The following is a 21,878-nucleotide window of genomic DNA, read 5'->3' as shown; positions in this document are numbered from 1 at the left end:
GCCTCAGGCGGGTAATCTGTTTCTCGCGCCTCTGGCGTCTTTCAATCACTGTTGACCGGTCTTGACGTGCCGCTGTGGCGCGCGTTTGCGCGTCCTGGCGCCACTCGACCTGGATTCACGCGCATGGGTGATGAACCCATGTCTTCGCGATGGAGACATGCATGTTCTGTTTCAAGTTCAAAGTGCCGTTACGGTGCCTGCGGAAGCTCCGGGCCGCCGCCAGGCTGCGTTACGCCAGGCGCTCCGGTGGCAACGCCGACCCAAGGGATATCCAGCGCATGGAAGACGATTTGCGCCGCGCCAGGGAACTGGTGCGGCTGCAGGTGACGCGCGGAAGGTTGCTGTGGTGACGCCGGCGATTATGGCCGGCATTGCCACCGTGTAATGAGCGGGCATGCTTTGGCGCTATCCAACGAAGAACAGCCACGACACCAAAACGAACAGCGGCAGCAGGATCGCGCCCGACCACAGCATGTAGCCGAAGAAGCCCGGCATCTTGATGCCGCGGTCGCGGGCGATGGCATAGACCATGAAGTTGGGGGCGTTGCCGATATAGGTGTTGGCGCCCATGAACACCGCGCCCGCCGAGATGGCGGCCAGCGTGCCGGCGCCCTCGCGCATCAGATATTGCGGGTCGCCGCCCGCCAGTTCGAAGAACACCAGATAGGTCGGCGCATTGTCGAGGAAGGATGAAAGGCCGCCGGTGATCCAGAAATAGGCGAGGTTGTCGGGTGCGCCGTCGGGGCCCTGCACCAGCGCCACCAGCGGCGCGAACGCCCCCGACGCGCCGGCTTTCAGCATGGCCAGAACCGGGATGATGGTGATGAAGATGCCGGCGAACAGCTCCGCCACTTCGCGCATCGGCTCCCAGCTGAAACTGTTTTCCGCCCGGTTGGCGCGGGGCGTCAGCAGGAGCGAGGCCACGACGACCGCCACCAGTGCGGCGTCACGCGCCAGGCTCGCGGTGGCGACCTCGGTTCCGTAGATGTTGACCGTGCCCCAGTCCACGGCGGCGGACAGCAGGATCGCGGCGATCACCGCCGGGATCAGCAGGAAATTGACGCCGCCCGTCACCGAAACCGGGCGCTCAGGCGTCGGGTCGCGCGCCAGATGGCCTTCCCTGGCGTAGATATAGTTGTCGAGCAGAAAGAACACAGCGAGCAGCACGGTCACGATCACCACCGCCGGCCAGAACAGATGCACGGTCGGCCAGAAGAAATCGACGCCGCGCAGGAAGCCCAGGAACAGCGGCGGATCGCCAAGCGGAGTCAGCGCGCCGCCGGCATTGGCGACGAGGAAGATGAAGAACACGATCACATGCACATTGTGCTTGCGGTCGTCATTGGCGCGGATCACCGGGCGGATCATGATCATCGCGGCGCCGGTGGTGCCGATGAAGCTCGCCAGCCCCGCGCCGATGGCAAGCAGCACCGTGTTGGTGAGCGGCGCGCCACGGAGGTTGCCGCGGATCACGATGCCGCCCGCCACCGTGAACAGGGTGAGCAGCAGCACGATGAATGGAATGTACTCGGCGAACGCGGCATGCACCACAGCCGACGCGGCGGAGCTTGCGCCGCCCGCCAATGCGATGGGCAGGATGGTGAGCAACGCCCAGAAAGCCGCCACCTTGCCGCGATGGTGATGCCAGAAGCGCTCCGCCACCAGCGGCAGAATGGCGATTGACAGCAGCAGGCCGGCGAAAGGCACCGCCCAGGCGAGGCCCAGCGCCGCGCCATCGAGGCCCTGCGCGGCCAAGGCCGGCGAGCCCGACAGCACCAGGAGCGCGAGGGCGGCAGGGAGACTTGTCTTGTTCATGCGCCGATCATCTCTTCATCCGCATGAGACACTAGGAAGGTGTGACGGTCAACGCAAAGCGCAAGGTCACGGCGTCGCATAGCTCGCCTTCAATATGGCTTCCGGCGGAATCGCGCGGTAGCCATGGAAAGGCTGGTCATGCATGACGATGACAAAAGTCATGAAGCTGATGGCCACGGTGATGGCGCCGAGCGCCAGCGCCCGGGTCGCCGGGAGCTTGGCATGCAGCGACGCCGTCATCACCAGAAGCAGGAAGCCCAGCCCGGTGACCAGAATCCACTGCCCGGCGCTGACCACATTCTGGGCCATGGACAGCCGTTGCTGGCGGGCAGCCGAGAGGCTGTCCAGCGCCGTGAGAATCCTCTGCTGAAGAACTCTGTCCGGGTCGCCCTGGCCCAGATCGCCGATCACCGCCGCGTAGATGTCCTGCAGGGCCGTTTCAGCCTCAGGGGCCGCTCCCGAGACCGCCATGTCGGGCCACTCGGCCAGTACGGCTTTTCCGTAGACCTCAATCAGCTTGTACAGCGCGTCGCGCGGGGCTGGAGGCAGTGCTTCGATATAGTTCTCCATCACCCGCATGCTGCGCGCTTCCGCATAGACGGTTTCCCAGGCGCGGTCTTCGTTGATCCACACGGAATTGGCGAGGAAGCTGACGGAGAGGCCGAAGACCGTGCCGGAGATGGCAAGCACCACCGGCGACATTTTCGCCAGATGATCATTGAGCCTGTGGAGACGGGACCAGAAGAACAGGAGATGCAACAGCACCGCGATCACCGCGACGGTGGCAAACACCGTGGCGAGAATGCCGGCCGGCGGCAAGAGATAGATGAAATGCGGCGGCATGAATCTCCCTCAGACCGTGCGCAGATACCATTCGAAATCGCGCTCGGTGGGCTCGGCGTAGAAGCGGTCGGCCTCGACCTCCTTGATGGTGCAGAAGGTTTCGACGAAATCCGCGCCGAGATGTTCACGAATGATCATGCCCCGCCGCAAGGCCTCGATGGCGGCAAACCAGTTGCCGGGAATGGGCGTTGCGGGCTGGGCATAGCCGTTGCCGGTCACCGGCGGGCCGGGGTCCATTTTCCGCGCGATGCCATGGTGCATGCCGGCCAGCACCGCGGCCATCACCAGATAGGGGTTGGCGTCGGCCCCCGCCGGACGGTGTTCGATGTGGCAGGCATTGGCCGGACCCGCCGGCACGCGCAGCGACACCGTGCGGTTATTGATGCCCCAACTGGCCGAGACCGGCGCATAGGAATTACGGCGGAAGCGGCGGTAGGAATTGGCGTTGGGCGCGAAGATCAGCATCGATTCGGCCATCGCCGCCTTGAGTCCGCCCAGCGCATGCATGAGAAGCGGATTGGCCGCGGGGTCTTCCGCGGCGAACAGATTGGCGCCCGCGCCATCAGCCAGCGAAACATGGATATGCATGCCGGATCCGGTCCAGGCAGAATAGGGCTTGGCCATGAAGGTGGCGGCCAGACCATGCGTCTCCGCCACATTCTTGATAAGCCTCTTGAGCATGATGGCTTCATCGCAGGCCTTCAGCACGTCAGCCCGGTGCCGGAGCACGATTTCCATCTGGCCCGGCGCATATTCCGAAATCAGCGTCCTGGCGGGCAGGCCCTGCACGCCGCACATGGCGTAGAGGTCGCGGAAGAACGGCGCGAAATCATCCGTATCCTGAAGATAATAGGCCTGGTAATGCCTGGGCCGCGCCTCGTTGATCTGGGATTTTGGCGCAATGGGCCTGCCGGCAAGCGCCGCGGCGCGGTCCATGAGGAAGAATTCGAGCTCGACGGCGCCGACCGGCGTCACGGCGAGCTGGGATTCGACCCTTGCCACCATCTTGGCGAGAATATTGCGCGGATCGGCATAGTGGGCGGTACCGTCGAGGTCATGAACCGAGGCGATGTATTGCGCGGCGGGCGCTTGCGCCCATGGCATGCGCGTGAGGCTTCCCGGTGCGGGCCACAGCAGCATGTCGCGGTCGCCCTCGTCGAACACCAGCCCGGTTTCGGGCACGTCTTGCCCCGTCACATCCAGCGCCAGCGCCGAGATCGGCAGGAAGCGGCCGTCCTTCCAGGCGGCAATCACCTCGTCGCGCCGCAGCACCTTGCCGCGGGCCACGCCGCACAGATCCGTCCACACCACATGGACGCTGTCGATGTCAGGATTTGCATCAAGAAAGGCCTGGGCTTCGGCCTCGCGGCGGGGGAACATCAAACTCATGCGCGCATACTCCCGTGTCAGCCGGTCAATTCGGCGAGGCAGTGGTCGAGGCCGTCGACCAGCTGCGCCACCTGCGCCGCGGTGGTGGCCGGGCAGACGAGCATCATGTTGTGGAACGGGGTGACCAGCACCCCGCGATTGAGAAGATAGTGGTGAATGGCGACGTCGATGGGCCGGTGGATGATTCGCGCCGCCTCGCCGCCGTTGCGCGGCCGCTCCGGCGCGCACATGAACTCAACCCGCGCGCCGGCCCGCGCCACATGCCAGGGCGCGCCATGCCTGGCGATCACCCGTGCGATGCCGTCCTCCAGCTCTTGCGCCAGCGCGAGCAGCGGGCGGAAGCAGGCATCAGTGAAGTAATTTTCCAGCATGGCGCGCATCAGCGCCAGCTGAATGCGCGAGCCGGCCAGCGTGGTGCCGATGCCGGAATGACCAGGCGTGCGGGTTTCGAGGAAGGCGCCAATGCGCGCCGCGACCTCGGCCGAAAATCCGTAGACGGCGGCGGGAATGCCGCCGGCGATCGGCTTTCCCAGCACAATGGCATCGGGTTCCAATCCATGGGCGCGGGTGTAGCCGCCGGGGCCCGAGGAGATGCAATGCGTCTCGTCGATCACGAGGAGCGTGCCCGCTTTGCGCGTGAGATCGCGCAGCGCCGCGTGATATCCGTCGTCGGGCAGCACCATGCCGACATTGGTCATGATCGGTTCGGCGAGCACGCAAGCCACATCGCCTTCGCGCAGTGCCGCCTCGAGCGCGGGGATGTCGTTGAATTCGATCACCTTGGTGAACTGGGTGAGATCGCGCACCTCGCCGATCAGCGCCGGGTCGGCGTGGGGCGCGCCGCCATCGATGGTCACATAGGTTTCGTCCACCGCGCCATGGTAGCAATGGTTGAACACCAGGATCTTCTTGCGCCTGGTGATGGCCCGGCACCATTTGATCACCGCGCGGTTGGCGTCGGACGCCGTTGCCGTCACCTGCCAGCAGGGCAGGCCGAAGCGATTCTGCAGAAGCTTCCCCACCACCACCGCGTCGGGCGAGGGCAGCATGGTGGTGAAGCCGCTGGCGCCGTCGCGCCGCAGCGCCTCCACGATGGGCGGCGGCGAATGGCCAAACATCGCGCCGGTATCACCAAGGCAGAAGTCGGCGTAGCGGTTGCCGTCGGCGTCGGTGAGTTCAGCACCCTCGGCCTTTGCCACGAACAGCGGGAATGGCGTTCCCCAATCCACCATCCAGTGCATGGGAACGCCTTTCAGCCAGTAGGGGGCGGCGTCCTCGGAAAGCCTTTTCGAAACCGGGTTGCGCTGGATGAAGAGGGCCTCTTCGCGGGCCAGCATCGCGGTGATCGCTGCTTCCGGAATGGATCGCGCCATGATGTCCTTCTTGGCTGTTGCCGATGGAGCCTGTCCTACCCGCCCGCCGCCGCCGCCACAACCCCCATGGATTTTCGGGCGGGAATCGTGCTTAGAGGCCGGAATTCAGACAAAAAGGCCTAATCCGATGCCCCGCACCGTCTATGTGAATGGCGACTACCTGCCGGAATCCGAAGGCAAGATTTCGATCTTCGACCGCGGCTTCCTGTTTGCCGATGGCGTCTATGAGGTCACCGCCGTGGTGAACGGCAAGCTCGTCGATTATCCGGCGCATATGGAAAGGCTGGGGCGCTCGCTGAAAGAACTGCGCATGGATTGGCCGTGCAGCCGCGAAGAGATCGATGCCATGCATCAGGAGATGATCCGCCGCAACGATCTGCGCGAAGGCATCATCTACATGCAGGTGACGCGCGGCAGCGCTGACCGCAGCTTCAACTTCCCGAAGCCTGCGCCCGCCCCCACGCTCATCGCTTTCACGCAGGTCATGGCGCTGGTGAGCAACCCCAATGCGGTGACCGGCGTCAAGGCAGTCACCACGCCTGACCTGCGCTGGGCGCGGCGCGACATCAAAACGGTGATGCTGCTGGCCCCGGTGCTGGGCAAGCAGGAGGCCTATGAGAAGGGCGCGCATGAGGCCTGGATGGTGGAAGACGGTTTCGTCACCGAGGGCACCTCGTCCAATGCCTATATCGTCAAGGATGGCAAGGTGATCACGCGGGGCATTTCAAACGAGATTCTGGCCGGCTGCACCAGGCGGGCGCTGTTTCGCCTGGCCAAGGAGCATGGCGTCGAGATCGTCGAACGCCAGTTCACGCCGGCGGAGGCCTATGCGGCGGATGAGGCCTTCCTCACTTCGGCCTCGCAATTCGTGATGCCGGTCGTCGAGATCGACGGCCGCCGCATTGGCGGCGGCCAGCCTGGGCCAGTGGTGCGCAGGCTGCGCGCCCTGTTCCTCGAGGAAGCAGGGGCCTGACGAGATTTCTTGCTCTACGGAATATCAGCGCCGGGCCTCGATCGCATCCCATATCAGACCGGCGATGTCAGCGCCGCCGAAGCGTTTGACCTCGCGGATGCCGGTGGGCGAGGTGACGTTGATTTCGGTGAGGCTATCGCCGATCACGTCGATGCCGACGAAAATCAGACCGCGCGCTTTGAGATCCGGTCCCAGCGCCTCGCAGATCTCGCGGTCACGCCTGGTGAGTTCAGCGGGTTCCGGCTTGCCGCCAACATGCATGTTGGAGCGGTTCTCATTCACCGCCGGCACGCGGTTGATGGCGCCGGCCGGCTTGCCATCGACCAGGATGATGCGCTTGTCGCCCTTGCGCACGTCGGGAAGGTAGCGCTGGGCGATGAACGGCTCGCGGAAGGTCTGGGTGAAGAGTTCGAGAAGGGCCGAGAAATTCTGGTCGCTCTCGCCCAGCCGGAACACGCCGGCGCCGCCGTTGCCATAGAGCGGCTTCAGGATGATGTCGCCATGGGCGCGGCGGAAGGCGGCGATTTCCGCAGGATCGCGGCTGATCAGCGTTTCCGGCATGAATTGCCGGTAGTTGAGCACGAACAGTTTCTCCGGCGCGTTGCGCACCTGGCCCGGATCGTTCACCACCAGCGTCTTGGGGTGGATGGCTTCCAGCATGTGCGTGGCGGTGATGTAGCCCATGTCAAAGGGCGGGTCCTGGCGCATCAGCACCACATCCAAGGCGCCCAGATCGGCGCGGCGCTCTTCGCCCAGGCTGAAATGATCGCCCTTCACGTCCCTGACGCTGATGTCATGACCGGTGGCGAACAGCCGCGCGCCGTCCAGCGCCAGCGTTTTCGTCTGATAGTAGAACAGGCTGTGTCCGCGCCGCTGCGCCTCCAGCATCAGGGCGAAGGTCGAATCGCCCGCGATCGTGATGGACTGGACCGGATCCATCTGCACCGCCACGCTCAGCGCCATGTCATTGGTCTCCCTCGAAGGCGTTCTCGATATGCCGCGGCCAGTGGTAAGGGCTCACCGCGACGATGTCAAAACGGCAGGCCTGATCCCGCTGGTTTCTGGCCGCCATGAAGTGCCGCGCGGCCGCCGCGATGCGCCGCGCCTGGCGGGGCGAGACGGCTTCGACCGCACCATCGAGGCTTTCGCGCGCCTTCACCTCGATGAAGGCCGTGACCTTGCCGCGCCGCATCACCAGATCGACCTCGCCCACCGGCGATTTGTAGCGGTGGGCGATCAGCCGCCAGCCCTTGAGGCGTAAGTACCACAGGGCGATGAGCTCCGCCGTGCGGCCCGCCTCCTCGGATTTGCGCCGGTCATTGGCCATCGCCGCCTTTGCGCGCCAGAATGCGCTGATAAATGTCGGCGCGGTTGAGCTGGAAGCGGCGCGCCAGTTCGGAAGCCGCCTTGCCGGCCGGCATGGCGGCAAGTGCCGCGGTGATGGCCTCTTCAAGTTCTTCCCCGGAAACCGCTTCCGGCTGTTCCGGCGGCCCCACCAGCAGGGTGATCTCGCCCTTCACGGCGGGCCGCGCGGCAAGCTGGGTGGCGATCTCCAGGGCGGACCCGCGCAGCACTTCTTCGTGAAACTTGGTCAGTTCGCGCGTCACCACCACGCCGCGGCCAGGCAGCACGGCATCAATATCGCCGAGCGTCTCGACAATGCGATGCGGGCTTTCGAAAAACACCAGCGTGGCTTTGAGCGTGGCGAACTCCAGGAACAGCCTGCGGCGCTCGCCCTGTTTCTGCGGCACGAAGCCCGCGAACAGAAAACGGTCGGTGGGAAGGCCAGACAGGGCAAGCCCCGCCAGCACGGCCGATGGGCCCGGGCAGGTGGTGACCGCGATGCCGCGCTCCGCCGCCTCCCTCACCAGCCGGTAGCCGGGGTCGGACACCAGCGGCATGCCGGCATCGCTGACGAGCGCGATGGCCGCGCCCTCCGCCAGACGGCCGAGAATTCCCGGGCGCACCTTGCGGGCATTGTGCTCGTGATAGGGCGCGAGCCTGGCGCGGATGCCATAGCGTTCCATCAGCTTGCCGCTGGTGCGCGTATCCTCGCACAGCACGAGATCGGCGGCGGCAAGCGTTGCGAGCGCGCGCAGCGTGATGTCGCCCATATTGCCGATCGGCGTGGCCACGATGTAAAGGCCCGGCGCGAGGCTCGCCGCCTCGAAGCGCTGGCCGCCGATCAGATAGGCTGGGTGTGGTTCACTCATATGGCGGGCCGGAGCATAGAAGTCAGACGGCCAGTTCGGCAATCACCGCATTGAGCAGCTTGCGGCCCTCCGGCGTGGCCTTGAGGCGCGGCCCCTCGGTGGCGATGAAGCCGAGGTCCTCGAGATGCTTCAGTTTCGCGGGCGCGATGGCCCGCCCGGCCAGGGCCGCATAATGGCCGATGTCGATGCCCTCGGCGATGCGCAGGCCCATCAGCAGATATTCGCTCGCCTGATCCTCGCGCGTCACGACGCTGTCGCTGATGATGCCGTGGCCCTGCTTTTCAACGAGGCCGCGCCATGTCTCGGGATGTTTTTCGGCGATCAGCGCATGGCGGTTTTCCCCGGCGCTGATCCGGCTGTGCGCGCCGGGCCCCACGCCGGCATAGTCGCCATAGCGCCAGTAGAGCAGATTGTGGCGGGATTCATGCCCCGGCGCGGCGTGGTTCGACACCTCGTAAGCCACAAGCCCCGCCCTGGCGGTCAGCTCCTGGGTGAGGTCAAAGAGATCGGCGGCGAGACCGTCGCCTGGCATCATCAGCTTGCCGCCGGCATGGAGATCGAAATAGGCGGTGCCGGGCTCGATCGTCAGCTGGTAGAGCGACATGTGGCCCTGCTGCTCCGCCAGCGCCCGTGACAGCTCGGCCTGCCAGGCCTCCGGCGTCTGTCCGGGCCTGGCATAGATCATGTCGAAGGACACACGCGGAAAGATTGTGGCGGCGAGCCGGAAGGCATCGAGCGCTTCCGCAGCCGAGTGCTGGCGGCCCAGCGCCTTCAGGTCACCATCATCAAGCGCCTGCACGCCGACCGATACGCGGTTGATTCCCGCCGTGCGGTAACCACGGAAATTGTCCGCCTCAATCGAGGTCGGATTGGCTTCGAGCGTAGTTTCAACAGCGGGCGAGACCGGCCACAGCGCGGCGAGGGCATCAAGCACATGGCCCACCGCGGCGGGCGGCATCAGCGAGGGCGTGCCGCCGCCAAAGAAGATCGAGGTTACCGTGCGGCCCGGCGTCTGTGCGGCGAACCAGGCGAGTTCCGTGGCCAGCGCGCGCGCGAAGGACAGCGCATCGACGGGCGCGTGACGCACATGGCTGTTGAAATCACAATACGGGCATTTGGCCTTGCAGAACGGCCAGTGCACATAGATTCCGAAGGGATCAGAAGAGGTCACGGACCAGCTTGTCCAGCGCTTTGGCGCGGTGCGAGATGCGGTTCTTCTCCTCCGGCGCCAATTCAGCGAAGCTGCGGGTCTCGCCGTCCGGCACGAACACCGGGTCATAGCCATGGCCGAGCCTCCCGCGCGGCGGCCAGGCGAGCGTGCCCGGGATTCGGCCTTCATAGATGCGCTCTTCGCCATCCGGCCAGGCGACGCAGAGCGTGCAGACGAATTGCGCCCGGCGCTGCTCAGGCGTGGTCGCGCCTTTCGCCTGCAGCTTCTCCTCGACGAGGCGCATCGCCATGTTCCAGTCGCGGTCCGGCCCCGCCCAGTCGGCGGTGTGAACGCCGGGCTGGCCGTCCAGCGCGTCCACGCACAGGCCGGAATCATCGGACACGGCAATCAACCCGCTCGCCCGCATGGCGGCCCGCGCCTTGATGCGGGCATTGCCGGCAAAGCTGGTTTCGGTCTCCGCCGGTTCAGGCAAGCCCAGATCGCCGGCCGAGACCGCCTCCACGCCATAAGGCCTGAGGAGCGCCGCGAATTCCTCGAGCTTGCCCTTGTTGTGGGTGGCGATGACGATCTTGGAGCCGGTGAGCCGGCGCATCAGGCGATTGCCGCCTTCTGGAAGGCCACCAATTCGCCAATGCCCCGGCGGGCCAGGGCCAGCAGTTCGAGGAAGCTCGCCTCCGAGAACGGCGCGCCCTCGGCGGTGCCCTGGATTTCCACGATGCCGCCGTCGCCGGTCATCACGAAGTTGGCGTCGGTTCCGGCGCCCGAATCCTCGGCGTAATCGAGGTCGAGCACGGGAACGCCGCCATGAATGCCGCAGGACACCGCGGCGACATGGTCCTTCAGCGGCCAGCGCTTGAACATCGCCCGCCCGTCCATCCATTTGAGGCAATCAAACAGCGCCACCCAGCAGCCGGTGATCGCCGCGGTGCGGGTTCCGCCATCGGCCTGCAGCACGTCGCAGTCGAGGGTGATCTGGCGTTCGCCCATCGCCTCGAGATCGACGACGGCGCGCAGGCTGCGGCCGACGAGGCGCTGGATTTCCTGGGTGCGGCCCGATTGCTTGCCGGCGGCCGCCTCGCGCCTGGTGCGCTCATGGGTGGCGCGCGGCAGCATGCCATACTCCGCCGTCACCCAGCCCTTGCCGCCACCCTTGAGCCACGGCGGCACTTTTTCCTCGAGCGAGGCGGTGCACAGCACATGGGTGTCGCCGAAGCGGACGAGGCAGGAACCCTCCGCATGGCGGGTAAAGCCGCGCTGAAACGATACGGCGCGCAATTGGTCCGGTTTCCGTCCCGATGGACGCATGATGTTCATTCCTTGTTCCGAATGCGCGACTTCTAGCCCCTCGATTGACCCGCGCCAACTTGATTTCTACATTGATGGCATGAGCATGATCCCGCCCAAGCCTTTTTCCGAGGAACGGCTCTCCGGCGCCGCCGGCCTCGACCAGCGGTCGCGCGATATCTTCCGCCGCCTCGTCGACACCTATCTCGAAACCGGCGAGCCGGTCGGCTCGCGCACCATTTCGCGCATCCTGCCGCAGAACCTGTCGCCCGCCTCGGTGCGCAATGTGATGATGGACCTGGAGGATGCCGGGCTCATCTTCTCGCCCCATACCAGCGCCGGCCGGGTTCCCACCGAACAGGGCCTGCGTTTCTTCGTCGACGCGGTGATGGAGGTAGGCGCCGTCACCTCGGACGAGCGGGCCCGCATCGATGCCCAGATCGCCGCCTCCAACCGCCAGCGCCGCATCGAGGATGTGCTGGGCGAGGCCACCACCCTGCTGTCCGGCCTGTCGCAATGCGCCGGCGTCATCCTGGCGCCGAAGATGAACGCCCGGCTGAAGCACATCGAATTCGTCAACCTGGGGCCGGGCCGGGCACTGGTCATCCTGGTGGGCGAGGACGGCGGCGTCGAGAACCGGGTCATCGACGTGCCGCGCGGCCTGCCGCCTTCCACTTTCGCCAAGGCCTCGAACTATCTCTCGACCAGGTTCCAGGGCAAGACCATCGACGAGGTGCAGCGCTTCGTGCGCGAGGAAATGCAGGATTTGCGCCGCGAGCTCGACGAGATTTCGGCGCGCATCGTCGAGGCCGGCATCGGCCAGTGGTCCGGCGAGGCGGATGCCGACGACAAGACGCTGATCGTGCGCGGCCAGGCCAACCTGATCGACAACGCCAACGCGGCGGCCGACCTCGAGCGCATCCGCAAGCTGTTCGAGGACATCGAGAACAAGAAAGAGCTGGCGCAGCTGTTGGGAGCCGCCGAGCGGGGCGAGGGCGTGCGGATCTTCATCGGCTCGGAAAACCGGCTGTTTTCGCTCTCGGGAAGTTCGATCATCGTCTCGCCCTACCGCAATGCCGAGGAAAAGATCGTGGGCGTCATGGGCATCATCGGCCCGACCCGCATGAACTATGCGCGGATCATTCCCATGGTCGACTATACGGCCAAGGCCGTGGGCCGCCTGCTCACTTGATTTTTTGGCTGCGGGAGCCGATATGCCAGCTGCCCCGAAATTCTAGCATTGGAACAGTCATGGCTGACGATCCGAACACGTCTGAGCAGACCGCCCCCCAGGATGGGCCGCTGGCCGACGACATCGACGCCCGCGACATTGAAATCATGCAACTCAAGGACCAGGCGACTGCCCTCAAGGACCGGCTGCTGCGCACCGCCGCCGACATGGACAATCTGCGCAAGCGCACGGAGCGGGAAAAGGCCGAGGCGGTGCTCTATGCCGCCACCAATTTCGCCCGCGACCTGCTGAGCGTTGCCGACAACATGCAGCGCGCGGTGGCCACCATCACGCCGGAAGCGCGCGAGAAGGCCGATGCGGTGACCAAGAACCTGCTGGCCGGCGTCGAGATGACCGAGCGCGAACTGCTGAACGTGTTCCAGCGCTACAATATCCGCAAGGTCGAGACGGTGGGCGCCAAGTTCGACCCCAATTTCCACCAGGCGCTGTTCGAGGTTCCCACCAAGGACCACCCGCCGGGCACGGTCGTGCGGGAAATGCAGTCAGGCTTCGCGATCGGCGAGCGGTGCCTCAGGCCGGCCATGGTCGGGGTGGCCAAGGCCGAGGGGTAAGTGCTCCTTATTCGCTGATTCTTGACTCAGGTCAGGGTTCCGGCCGGGGCGGCGGCGCAGGTTGCGCATACTCTCAGAGGAGTATGACGCATGGCAAAGCAAGGAACGGTCGTGTGGTCCGAACTGATGACCACGGAAGTGCAGAAGGCCAAGGACTTCTACGGCAAGACGCTTGGCCTCAGCTTTCAGGGCTTCGACCCTTCGGGCGAGGGCAAGTATTGGGTTGCCATGGCGGGCGGAGAGTCCGCCTGGGGGCTGATGGACATGACTTCGCGGCCAGGAAGCCCCACGGGCTGGTTCACCTATCTCGCGGTCGATGACGTCGATGCCCGGGTGGCGGCGGCGGAAGCGGCGGGCGGCAAGCTCATGGTGCCTGTCTTCGAGGTGCCAATGGTGGGCCGGATCGCCATCCTGGAGGACCCGACGGGCGCCGTCATCGGCTGGATGAAGCCGGCTGACCGTCCACCAGCCTGAGGGCCTTTGCGGCGGCGTCGATCCCGGAAAGATGGGCGCCGTGAACGGTGGAAAAGAACGGGATCGAGCAATGCTCGCCCGCCAGCACGATCCTGTCCGCCACCGGTTCCGAAAACAGCAGGCGCGAGGCGGCGCGGCCCGGCCTGGCATGCGAATAGCCGCCCAGCGTGTAAGGGTCTGAGGCCCAGTGGGTGCGCAGCATCTTTTTGACTCGTTTCCGGAACGAGGCGCCGAAGGCTTCCGTCACCGCCTCCATGGCCATGGCCTCGACCGCCGCATCGCTCAGCCGCTCCACCTCCCGGCCATGCGAGCCGCCCATGTGAGATACCAGCAATGGGCGGCCAAACGGGTTGGTATGCAGGTTGAAGGGCCGCTTCGCCGGATCCGGAAAAATGACATCGCCATAGAGATGGCCAAGCCCATCGATCGGCCGGTCGAGCAGGATGGCGAGCTTCTCCGAAACGCCCATCGGGCAATCATGAAAGGCCTCGACCAGCGAAACAGGCAGGGCGGGATCGAAGCGGATGCCGCCGGCGATCAGCACATTGACGGGCACCGCGAGGATGATGGTTTGGGCGGTCACCGTGCCGTTCGGCGTTTCCAGCCGGACCTGGCGTCCTGACCAGTCGACACAGGTAACCGGGGTCGACAGCGTGACCGCGAGCGCCGCCGCATGGCGGGCGACAAGTGCGCCAAAGCCATCCGCCACGGGAAAGTCGCCGCCTTCTTCCACGTAACGGGCATAATCCAGAACCGAGCAGTCCTCGGGATCATGGGAGGTGATCTGGTTGATGATATGTTCGAGCAGCAGATACCAGCGGTTGCCGGGGTCAAGATAGGCGGAGAAAGGCCGGTCAGGCCCCGAGGCGTCCGTCTCGGAGATGCGGGTTAACACATCGATGATGTGGGCAATGCCCTCCTTCTGGACCGCGTCCGGCAAGGGACCGCCGCCCCCGTACCGGATCACGTCGGCCCAGGTCAGCCGCGCGTTATAGGCGAAGCCCAGCCGGTCAGCGATCGTGGTGAACGGGTTCTGCGCCGCGGCGTGCAGCCAATGGGCGCCGCAGTCGAAGGGAAGCCCGAGCGTCGCGGTGTCGGTATAGGCGCGGCCGCCGATCCGGTCGCGCGCCTCCAGCACGATGAAGCTGCGCCCCGATGCCTGAAGCGCGAGGCCGGCCGCGAGCCCGGCAGCGCCCGCCCCGATCACCGCGATGTCATAGTGGCTCATGGTTTCCTCACCCGCCGCAGCGTCAGGTTGATGCGCCCGCCATCCTTGAGCAGCGTCGAGGTGCCGCCCAGCACCCGGTCAATGCCGTGGTAGCACAGCCGGGCGGCCCCGCCCATCACCAGCACGTCGCCGGACTGGAGCTTGATCGTCGTGGTCCTGCCGCCGCGGTCAGGTCCGCCGATCCGGAACACCGCGGTATCGCCGAGCGAGACCGAGACGACGGGGGCGGAAAAATCCTCCTCGTCCTCATCGCGGTGCAGGCCCATCTTGGCGCCGCCGCTGTAGAAGTTCACAAGGCAGGCCTCGGGGTCATGCGGGTAGCCTGAGAGGCTCCGCCAGAGATCCAGCAGCAGCGGGGGGATCGGCGGCCAGGGCGTGCCGGATACAGGGTGGCCAGGCTGGTAGCGGTAGCCACCCCGGTCCGACACCCAGCCGAGCGGCCCCAGATTGGTCATCCGCACCGAGAACGGCCGCCCGGTACGCGGCATCACCGGCACGAAGAGCGGCGCTGCCGCAACGGCGGCGCGGAGGTTTTCCACCAATTGCCGCTGGTCAGGCAGGGCCAGGTGGCCGGGAAGATAGCGGAGGCCGGGGGTCATGGGCCGCCTTCTGTCACCGCCACTGCCGAGGGGCAAGCGGCGCGTATCGCAAGGCCAAAAGACGGCGGGAATGACGGCTTGATAGGCCGCACCCCCCTGCCTATATACGGCCAGAACGCTGGACGGCCCGGCCAGGCCTGGCAGTCCGGAACCATGTCTGAATCAGGAGGCCGGCGCCTCGCGGGAGCGGGGTCAAGGCAAGCGCCGTGAGAGGGCTTGCCGGGCGGGCCTGCCAATTGGAGGATCAAAATGGCGAAAGTGATTGGTATCGACCTCGGCACCACCAACTCCTGCGTGGCGGTGATGGAGGGCAAGAACCCGAAGGTGATCGAAAACGCCGAAGGGGCGCGCACCACCCCCTCGATCGTGGCATTCAATGCCGACGGCGAAATCCTGGTCGGTCAGCCGGCCAAGCGCCAGGCGGTGACCAACCCCGAGAACACCTTCTTCGCGATCAAGCGGCTCATCGGCCGCCGCTTTGACGACCCGATGGTCGCCAAGGACAAGAAGCTCGTTCCCTATTCCATCGTCAAGGCCGACAACGGCGATGCCTGGGTCGAAAGCCGGGGCAAGAAATATTCGCCCTCGCAGATCTCGGCCTATACGCTGACCAAGATGAAGGAAACCGCCGAACGCTATCTCGGCGAGACGGTGACCCAGGCGGTGATCACCGGTCCGGCCTATGTCACCGACTCGCAGCGCCAGGCCACCAAGGAGGCCGGCAAGATCGCCGGCCTTGAGGTTCTGCGCATCATCAACGAGCCCACCGCGGCGGCACTGGCCTATGGCCTCGACAAGAAGCAGTCCGGCACCATCGCGGTCTATGACCTGGGCGGCGGTACCTTCGACGTGTCGGTGCTCGAGATCGGCGACGGCGTGTTCGAGGTGAAGTCGACCAACGGCGACACCTTCCTCGGTGGCGAAGACTTCGACATGCGCATCGTCGATTATCTCGCCGATGAGTTCAAGAAGGACCAGGGCATCGACCTCCGCAAGGACAAGCTCGCCCTGCAGCGCCTCAAGGAAGCCGCCGAAAAGGCCAAGATCGAGCTGTCGTCCTCGGCCCAGACCGAAATCAACCTGCCGTTCATCACGGCGGACCAGACGGGGCCCAAGCATCTCACCCTGAAGCTCACCCGCGCCAAGCTCGAAGCCCTGGTTGACGACCTTATCCAGAAGACCATCGAGCCGTGCCGGGCGGCGCTCAAGGATGCGGGGGTCACCGCGGGCCAGATCGACGAAGTCGTGCTGGTGGGCGGCATGACCCGCATGCCGAAGGTCATCGAGACGGTGAAGCAGTTCTTCGGCAAGGAGCCGCACAAGGGCGTGAACCCCGACGAGGTGGTGGCGATCGGCGCCGCGATCCAGGCCGGCGTGCTGAAGGGCGAGGTCAAGGACGTCCTGCTGCTCGACGTGACGCCCCTTTCGCTTGGCATCGAGACGCTGGGCGGCGTGTTCACGAGGCTCATCGACCGCAACACCACGATCCCCACCAAGAAGAGCCAGGTGTTCTCCACCGCCGACGACAATCAGACGGCGGTGACCATCCGGGTCTTCCAGGGCGAGCGCGAGATGGCGGCCGACAACAAGATCCTGGGCCAGTTCGACCTGATGGGTATTCCGCCGGCGCCGCGCGGCATGCCGCAGATCGAGGTGACCTTCGACATCGACGCCAACGGCATCGTCAACGTGTCCGCCAAGGACAAGGCGACGAACAAGGAGCAGCAGATCCGCATCCAGGCATCGGGCGGCCTCTCCGACGCCGACATCCAGCGCATGGTGAAGGAAGCCGAAGCCAATGCCGCCGAGGACAAGAAGCGCAAGGACATGGTGGAAGCCAGGAACCATGCGGAAGCGCTGATCCACTCGACCGGCAAGTCGCTCGCCGAATTCGGCGACAAGGTGCCGGCCGCCGATAAATCGGCAATCGAGGCGGCCATCGCCGATCTCAAGTCGGTGCTGGAGGGCGAGGACGTTGAGGCCGTGAAGTCCAAGACCAACGCGCTGGCGCAGGTTTCGATGAAGCTGGGCGAGGCGATGTACAAGGCCCAGCAGGGCCAGGCCGAGGCCGACGCCAGGCGTGACGCGGGCGGCGGCGAAGAAGTGGTCGATGCCGACTTCGAGGAAGTCAAGGACGACGACAAGAAGGTCTGAGTCCGGAGACACCAACGAACCCCGCCTGACGGCGGGGTTCTGTTATCCCCACCCGAGGATCATCTTCGTTCCGGCATGTAATTTCCGTCATCATGCCGGGACAGCAACCGATAGCGGTAAGCATTCATGGCCAAGCGAGACTATTACGAGGTTCTGGGCGTCGGCAAATCGGCCGACGAGAAGGAGCTCAAGGCCGCCTATCGCAAGCTCGCCAAGCAGTATCATCCCGATGCCAACCCCGGCGACAAGACGGCTGAAGCCAGCTTCAAGGAAATCAACGAGGCCTATGACGTTCTGAAGGACCCGCAGAAGAAGGCCGCCTATGACCGGTTCGGCCACCAGGCCTTCGACGGCGGCATGGGCGGCGGGCGTGGCCCGGGCTTCGGGCCGGAGTTCAATTCCTCGATGTCCGACATTTTCGAGGACCTGTTCGGCGATTTCATGGGCGGCAGCAACCGCGGCCGCCGCGGCGGCCGTGGCGGCGGCGGCGCGGCGCGCGGCGCCGACCTGCGCTACAATATGGAGATCGGCCTTACCGAGGCCTTTACCGGCAAGTCCGCGCAGATCCGCGTACCGTCATCGGTCTCTTGCGAGGCTTGCAACGGCTCGGGCGCCAAGCCAGGAACCGCGCCCAAGACCTGCACCACCTGCGGCGGCCAGGGGGCAGTGCGTTCGCAATCGGGTTTCTTTACGGTGGAACGGACCTGCCCGACCTGCCAGGGCCGCGGCCAGGTGATTTCCGATCCCTGCAACGGCTGCGCGGGGCAGGGCCGGGTCACCAGGGAACGCACGCTGTCGGTCAACATTCCGGCCGGCGTCGAGGATGGTACCCGCATCCGGCTGGCCAGCGAAGGCGAGGCGGGCGTGCGCGGCGGGCCGGCGGGCGATCTCTATATCTTCCTGTCAGTGCGGCCGCATGAATTCTTCCAGCGCGACGGAGCGGACCTGTTCTGCAAGGTGCCGGTATCGATGACCACGGCGGCCATGGGCGGCGACATCGAGGTTCCCACCATCGACGGCAAGAAGGCGCGGGTCGGCATTCCGGAAGGAACCCAGACCGGCAAGCAGTTCCGCCTGCGCGGCAAAGGCATGCCGGTGCTGCGCTCCTCGCAGACCGGCGACATGTATATCCAGGTGGCGGTGGAAACGCCGGTCAACCTGTCGCGCAGACAGCGCGAATTGCTGCGCGACTTCGAAAAGGAATCGCGCCACAACAGCCCCGAATCGGAAGGTTTCTTCGCCAGGGCCAAGGCCTTCTGGGACGGCTTCGGCAGCTGAGCCGTTTCCTCAGCCCTGCCCCGGGCTCTTGTGGATGGCGCCGTCATGCATGACGAAATCCACCTTCTCGGTGACGCTGATGTCATCGAAGGGGTTGCCCGGCATGGCGACGATATCGGCCGTCTTGCCGGCCGCCAGAACGCCGATGTCGGGCATCTGCAGCATCTCCGCCGCCATGCTGGTCGCGGCCTTCAGGGCCCGCACGGGGCTGATGCCATTGGCCACCATCTCGCCGAACTCGCCCGCGTTGTTGGTGTCGAAGGAGAAGGTGCCGATATCGGTGCCGAACACGATCTTGACCTTGCTGTCGGCGATGTTCTTGGCGGCCTCCATCAGCTGCGCGGCGTATTTGCGGTATTTGCGGCGCACATAGGGCGGTTTGTCCGCCGCCTTCCAGAATGCGTCGTCGTCGATCAGCCTCGCCTGGCGGATCACCGCGAACTGGGTGGGCACCAGATAGACGCCCTTGTCCTCGATGATCGTGAGCGTGTCCCTGGACGCCAGATTGCCGTGCTCGATGCCGCGCACGCCGGCGGTGAGCGCCCGGCGGATGCCCTCGTCGCCATAGACATGGAGCGTTGCGGGAATGCCGAGATCGCGCGCCGTCCCGACCATCACGTTCATTTCCTCCTGGCTGTAAGGCGTCTGCGACGGGTCGTCCGCCGGGCTGGAAAACCCGCCCGACCCCGCGAATTTGATCCATTGCGCGCCACGGCTGATCTCCCGGCGCACGACCTTGCGGATCTCGTCAACACCGTCCGCCAGGCTGTTCTGCCAGGGGTTGCTGTCAGCGCCCAGCAGGGGCTCGCCATCGCCGTGGCCACCGCGGGTTGAAATCAGATGCCCGGCGGGAATGAGCCGCGGGCCGGCGATCCGGCCTTCGGCGAGCGCCCTGGCGAGATCGCAGGTGGTGTAGCCGTGAATGTCCATATCGCCGGTGTCGCGTACGGTGGTAAAGCCGTGGCCCAGCAGGATAGACAGCGCCTCGACGCCCAGCAGCGCCTTGGCTGACGAGGACAGATCGAAGATCTTGTCCTCCAGTTCCGGCCGCAGGGTGACATGCACATGCGAGTCGATGAAGCCCGGAGTGACCGTATGATCAGGAAGCGAGATGACCCTGGCGCCCTCCGGACGGCCGACGTCCGGCGCCATGGCGCTGATCTTGCCGTTCTCGACCAGCAGCTCCATGGGCCCCAGCGGATTGTCGGCCAGGCCATCCCATAGATTTCCGGCAACGATCACCACCGGCGCGGGATCGGCCTTCAGGGGAGCCGCGATCGCCGTGGAGGCCCAGGACAGAGGCTGGGCGAGCAGCGGCGCGGTCAGCGTGAACGCGGCGTTTTTCAACACCTGGCGGCGGCTTGGCTGCGCGGGGCGGCGATTTTGCATCAGGGAACAGGCGAGACACATGGCGTGCTTCCTCCTCGTTCAACCACTAGCCAAGGCGGGCATGTCCGCCAAGTGAATTCCCGTTCGGGCTGCTTTCTGTTTTTGGCTTAGTCGACCTTCTCGCCCTCATAGACGCCCCAGAGTTGCGTCTGTTCGACATAGCCCTCATAGCCGCCGGCAGCCAGCTCGCACCAGACGCCGTCACAATGGCTGACGTCGGCCACCACCCCGGCGGCCATCCGGGCGACAATGTCAGCGCCGGCCGCTGGCCCGGCATACACCGGCACGGCCTGACCGGTTTTCCAGGGGGCAATCACCGCGGTGCGCTTGCCGGCCAGCATGCTCTGCAGGATCCAGCCTTCCTCGCCATCCGAATCGCGGATGCGCCGCCAGTTGTCGGACTCGGCCACGATTTCCACCGGCAGTCCCTTGCGCTGGAACACCCAGGCCACGGCGTGGTCGCTGGACGGGCCGCGGCGCACATTCACCTTTTCGGCCTTGAGCGACACAAATCGCGGGATCGGCAGTCCCGAAGGACCAAGCTGCCGCGGCGTTTCCTCGGCAAGAGAGCCAGTCACCTCGCCAGGCGGCAGTTTGGCTGGGGTTTGTCTGTCCTTGCCAAACACCGACCAGCCGACCGCCACGGCCACACCGATGCAGAGCAGGCTCAGAACCGCAGGTCCGATACGCCGCTTCACAGCAGGGCTCAGCGCCATGATTTCCCGAATCTCCCCAATCGCTCACCCGAGCCATAAAGCCAGTTTACACCACGCATCCGGCGGTGCAAACGGTTGATCCCGTCAGCAACCATGCCGGGGCAGTGGTAAACTCAGGCAAGCATGGTTAAGAATAGGTTGAGATGCCTTATCGCAGCCAGGAATCCCGCATGAGCAAGCGCAAGCCTGTCGTCGTCGTCACCCGCAAGCTGCCCGACGTGGTCGAGACCCGGATGATGGAGCTTTTCAACACCAGGCTCAACGCCACCGACCGGCCGATGAGCCGGGCGGACCTCCTCGAGGCGGTGAAAACCGCCGAGGTGCTGGTGCCCACCGTCACCGACCGGATCGACAAGGCGGTGATCATGCAGGCGGGCGATCAGTTGAAGCTCATCGCCAACTTCGGCAACGGGGTGGACAACATCGACGTCGAAACGGCGCTGTCGCGCGGCATCACCGTCACCAACACGCCGGGCGTGCTCACCGAGGACACGGCGGACTTCACGCTCGCCTTGATCATGGCGGTGTCGCGCCGCATCATCGAGGGCGCCAGGGTGATCGGCCCCGACAACAGCTGGGAGGGCTGGTCGCCCACCTGGATGCTGGGCCACCGCATCGGCGGCAAGCGCCTCGGCATCATCGGCATGGGCCGCATCGGCACCGCCGTGGCGCGCCGCGCCAAGGCCTTCGGCATGCAGATTCACTATCACAACAGGAAGCCCGTGCATCCCCGCACCGAGGAAGAGCTTGAGGCAACCTACTGGGAAAGCCTCGACCAGATGCTGGCCCGCATGGACATCGTGTCGGTCAACTGCCCGCACACGCCCGCCACCTATCACCTGCTCTCGGCCAGGCGTCTGAAGCTCATGAAGCGCGAGGCCATCATCGTCAACACGGCGCGTGGCGAGGTGATCGACGAGAACGCGCTGGCGCGCATGCTCGAGTCGGGCGAGCTGGGTGGCGCCGGCCTCGATGTGTTCGAGCATGAGCCTGCCGTCAATCCGCGTCTGCTCAAGGCCAAGAAGGCGGTGCTGCTGCCGCATATGGGCTCGGCCACCATCGAAGGCCGCATCGACATGGGCGAGAAGGTGATCATCAACATCAAGACTTGGGTCGATGGCCACAACCCGCCGGACCGCGTGCTGCCCGCGATGCTGTGAGGGTACGGTTCTTTCC

22 protein-coding genes are annotated in these 21,878 nt (G+C 65.4%); 8 read left to right on the top strand and 14 right to left on the bottom strand.

All coding sequences use genetic code 11. The annotated features are described in order from the left end of the window. Window positions 1-161: 161 nt before the first annotated feature. Window positions 162-350: a hypothetical protein gene (locus tag ACKOED_RS17515; protein WP_408917912.1), complete on the top strand. Its 189-nt coding sequence runs from the start codon at window positions 162-164 to the stop codon at window positions 348-350. Window positions 351-405: 55 nt separating this feature from the next. Here the strand turns inward: ACKOED_RS17515 and ACKOED_RS17510 are convergent, their stop codons facing one another. The 4 genes from ACKOED_RS17510 to ACKOED_RS17495 all read right to left on the bottom strand — a co-directional run bounded on the left by ACKOED_RS17510 (window position 406) and on the right by ACKOED_RS17495 (window position 5,420). Continuing rightward, complete coding sequence (locus tag ACKOED_RS17510; RefSeq protein WP_408917911.1) at window positions 406-1,815, bottom strand: sodium:proton antiporter; 1,410 nt, start codon at window positions 1,813-1,815, stop codon at window positions 406-408. Window positions 1,816-1,881: 66 nt separating this feature from the next. After that, window positions 1,882-2,658: a hypothetical protein gene (locus tag ACKOED_RS17505; RefSeq protein WP_408917910.1), complete on the bottom strand. Its 777-nt coding sequence runs from the start codon at window positions 2,656-2,658 to the stop codon at window positions 1,882-1,884. A gap of 9 nt (window positions 2,659-2,667) precedes the next feature. Further along, on the bottom strand, window positions 2,668-4,047 hold the full coding sequence (locus ACKOED_RS17500) for a glutamine synthetase family protein (RefSeq protein WP_408917909.1): 1,380 nt from the start codon (window positions 4,045-4,047) through the stop codon (window positions 2,668-2,670). A gap of 17 nt (window positions 4,048-4,064) precedes the next feature. Continuing rightward, a complete protein-coding gene (locus ACKOED_RS17495) occupies window positions 4,065-5,420 on the bottom strand; it encodes an aspartate aminotransferase family protein (RefSeq protein ID WP_408917908.1) in 1,356 nt (451 codons plus the stop codon). A 127-nt stretch (window positions 5,421-5,547) separates the two neighbouring features. Between ACKOED_RS17495 and ACKOED_RS17490 the strand changes: the two genes are divergently transcribed. Then, entirely contained in the window at window positions 5,548-6,393 is an 846-nt protein-coding gene (locus tag ACKOED_RS17490; protein ID WP_408917907.1) for a D-amino-acid transaminase, read from the top strand. Window positions 6,394-6,417: 24 nt separating this feature from the next. On the opposite strand, the gene gshB is transcribed toward ACKOED_RS17490, so the two are convergent. The 6 genes from gshB to rph are packed head-to-tail and all read right to left on the bottom strand — an operon-like array spanning window position 6,418 to window position 11,082. Beyond that, window positions 6,418-7,356, bottom strand: coding sequence for a glutathione synthase (gene gshB, locus ACKOED_RS17485; RefSeq protein ID WP_408917906.1), 939 nt, complete (start codon window positions 7,354-7,356; stop codon window positions 6,418-6,420). A gap of 1 nt (window position 7,357) precedes the next feature. Next, the gene (locus ACKOED_RS17480) at window positions 7,358-7,720 is read right to left on the bottom strand and encodes a YraN family protein (RefSeq protein ID WP_408917905.1); all 363 of its coding nucleotides are present in this window, start codon (window positions 7,718-7,720) and stop codon (window positions 7,358-7,360) included. Then, the gene (rsmI, locus tag ACKOED_RS17475) at window positions 7,710-8,606 is read right to left on the bottom strand and encodes a 16S rRNA (cytidine(1402)-2'-O)-methyltransferase (protein WP_408917904.1); all 897 of its coding nucleotides are present in this window, start codon (window positions 8,604-8,606) and stop codon (window positions 7,710-7,712) included. The genes ACKOED_RS17480 and rsmI overlap by 11 nt, the downstream gene beginning before the upstream one ends. 22 nt (window positions 8,607-8,628) lie before the next feature. After that, window positions 8,629-9,777: a radical SAM family heme chaperone HemW gene (gene hemW, locus ACKOED_RS17470; protein WP_408917903.1), complete on the bottom strand. Its 1,149-nt coding sequence runs from the start codon at window positions 9,775-9,777 to the stop codon at window positions 8,629-8,631. Beyond that, window positions 9,764-10,369: an RdgB/HAM1 family non-canonical purine NTP pyrophosphatase gene (rdgB, locus tag ACKOED_RS17465; RefSeq protein ID WP_408917902.1), complete on the bottom strand. Its 606-nt coding sequence runs from the start codon at window positions 10,367-10,369 to the stop codon at window positions 9,764-9,766. Before rdgB ends, hemW begins: the two co-directional genes overlap by 14 nt. Further along, a complete protein-coding gene (gene rph, locus ACKOED_RS17460; protein ID WP_408917901.1) occupies window positions 10,369-11,082 on the bottom strand; it encodes a ribonuclease PH in 714 nt (237 codons plus the stop codon). Before rph ends, rdgB begins: the two co-directional genes overlap by 1 nt. Before the next feature lie 85 nt (window positions 11,083-11,167). On the opposite strand from rph, the gene hrcA reads away from it, so the two are divergent. The 3 genes from hrcA to ACKOED_RS17445 all read left to right on the top strand — a co-directional run bounded on the left by hrcA (window position 11,168) and on the right by ACKOED_RS17445 (window position 13,338). Continuing rightward, window positions 11,168-12,253 (top strand): heat-inducible transcriptional repressor HrcA, encoded by a 1,086-nt coding sequence (hrcA, locus tag ACKOED_RS17455; protein ID WP_408917921.1) that lies wholly within the window; start codon window positions 11,168-11,170, stop codon window positions 12,251-12,253. Window positions 12,254-12,312: 59 nt separating this feature from the next. Beyond that, window positions 12,313-12,864, top strand: a complete 552-nt coding sequence (gene grpE / locus ACKOED_RS17450; RefSeq protein WP_408917900.1) for a nucleotide exchange factor GrpE — start codon at window positions 12,313-12,315, stop codon at window positions 12,862-12,864. Window positions 12,865-12,954: 90 nt separating this feature from the next. Further along, window positions 12,955-13,338, top strand: a complete 384-nt coding sequence (locus ACKOED_RS17445; RefSeq protein WP_408917899.1) for a VOC family protein — start codon at window positions 12,955-12,957, stop codon at window positions 13,336-13,338. Here ACKOED_RS17445 and ACKOED_RS17440 read toward each other — a convergent pair. After that, the gene (locus ACKOED_RS17440; RefSeq protein ID WP_408917898.1) at window positions 13,298-14,566 is read right to left on the bottom strand and encodes a flavin monoamine oxidase family protein; all 1,269 of its coding nucleotides are present in this window, start codon (window positions 14,564-14,566) and stop codon (window positions 13,298-13,300) included. The two genes, ACKOED_RS17445 and ACKOED_RS17440, sit on opposite strands and share 41 nt — an antisense overlap. Then, the gene (locus ACKOED_RS17435; protein WP_408917897.1) at window positions 14,563-15,165 is read right to left on the bottom strand and encodes an alpha-ketoglutarate-dependent dioxygenase AlkB family protein; all 603 of its coding nucleotides are present in this window, start codon (window positions 15,163-15,165) and stop codon (window positions 14,563-14,565) included. Before ACKOED_RS17435 ends, ACKOED_RS17440 begins: the two co-directional genes overlap by 4 nt. Window positions 15,166-15,414: 249 nt before the next feature. Between ACKOED_RS17435 and dnaK the strand changes: the two genes are divergently transcribed. Both dnaK and dnaJ read left to right on the top strand, forming a co-directional pair. Further along, window positions 15,415-17,319: a molecular chaperone DnaK gene (dnaK, locus tag ACKOED_RS17430; RefSeq protein WP_408917896.1), complete on the top strand. Its 1,905-nt coding sequence runs from the start codon at window positions 15,415-15,417 to the stop codon at window positions 17,317-17,319. Window positions 17,320-17,445: 126 nt separating this feature from the next. Further along, the gene (gene dnaJ / locus ACKOED_RS17425) at window positions 17,446-18,597 is read left to right on the top strand and encodes a molecular chaperone DnaJ (RefSeq protein ID WP_408917895.1); all 1,152 of its coding nucleotides are present in this window, start codon (window positions 17,446-17,448) and stop codon (window positions 18,595-18,597) included. Between the two features lie 9 nt (window positions 18,598-18,606). Here the strand turns inward: dnaJ and ACKOED_RS17420 are convergent, their stop codons facing one another. Next, entirely contained in the window at window positions 18,607-19,944 is a 1,338-nt protein-coding gene (locus tag ACKOED_RS17420; protein ID WP_408917894.1) for an amidohydrolase family protein, read from the bottom strand. A gap of 149 nt (window positions 19,945-20,093) precedes the next feature. Further along, window positions 20,094-20,702, bottom strand: coding sequence for an SH3 domain-containing protein (locus ACKOED_RS17415; RefSeq protein WP_408917893.1), 609 nt, complete (start codon window positions 20,700-20,702; stop codon window positions 20,094-20,096). A 170-nt stretch (window positions 20,703-20,872) separates the two neighbouring features. Here ACKOED_RS17415 and ACKOED_RS17410 point away from each other — a divergent pair, with 170 nt between their 5' ends. Next, window positions 20,873-21,862 carry a 2-hydroxyacid dehydrogenase gene (locus ACKOED_RS17410; RefSeq protein ID WP_408917892.1) on the top strand — a complete coding sequence of 330 codons (990 nt, stop codon included), beginning with the start codon at window positions 20,873-20,875 and terminating at the stop codon, window positions 21,860-21,862. Window positions 21,863-21,878 lie beyond the last annotated feature (16 nt).

Source organism: Aestuariivirga sp. (genome assembly GCF_046093005.1).
Classification (GTDB): domain Bacteria; phylum Pseudomonadota; class Alphaproteobacteria; order Rhizobiales; family Aestuariivirgaceae; genus Aestuariivirga.
The sequence above is the reverse complement of the archived record's forward strand: the minus strand, read 5'-3'. Positions and strand labels throughout refer to the sequence as shown.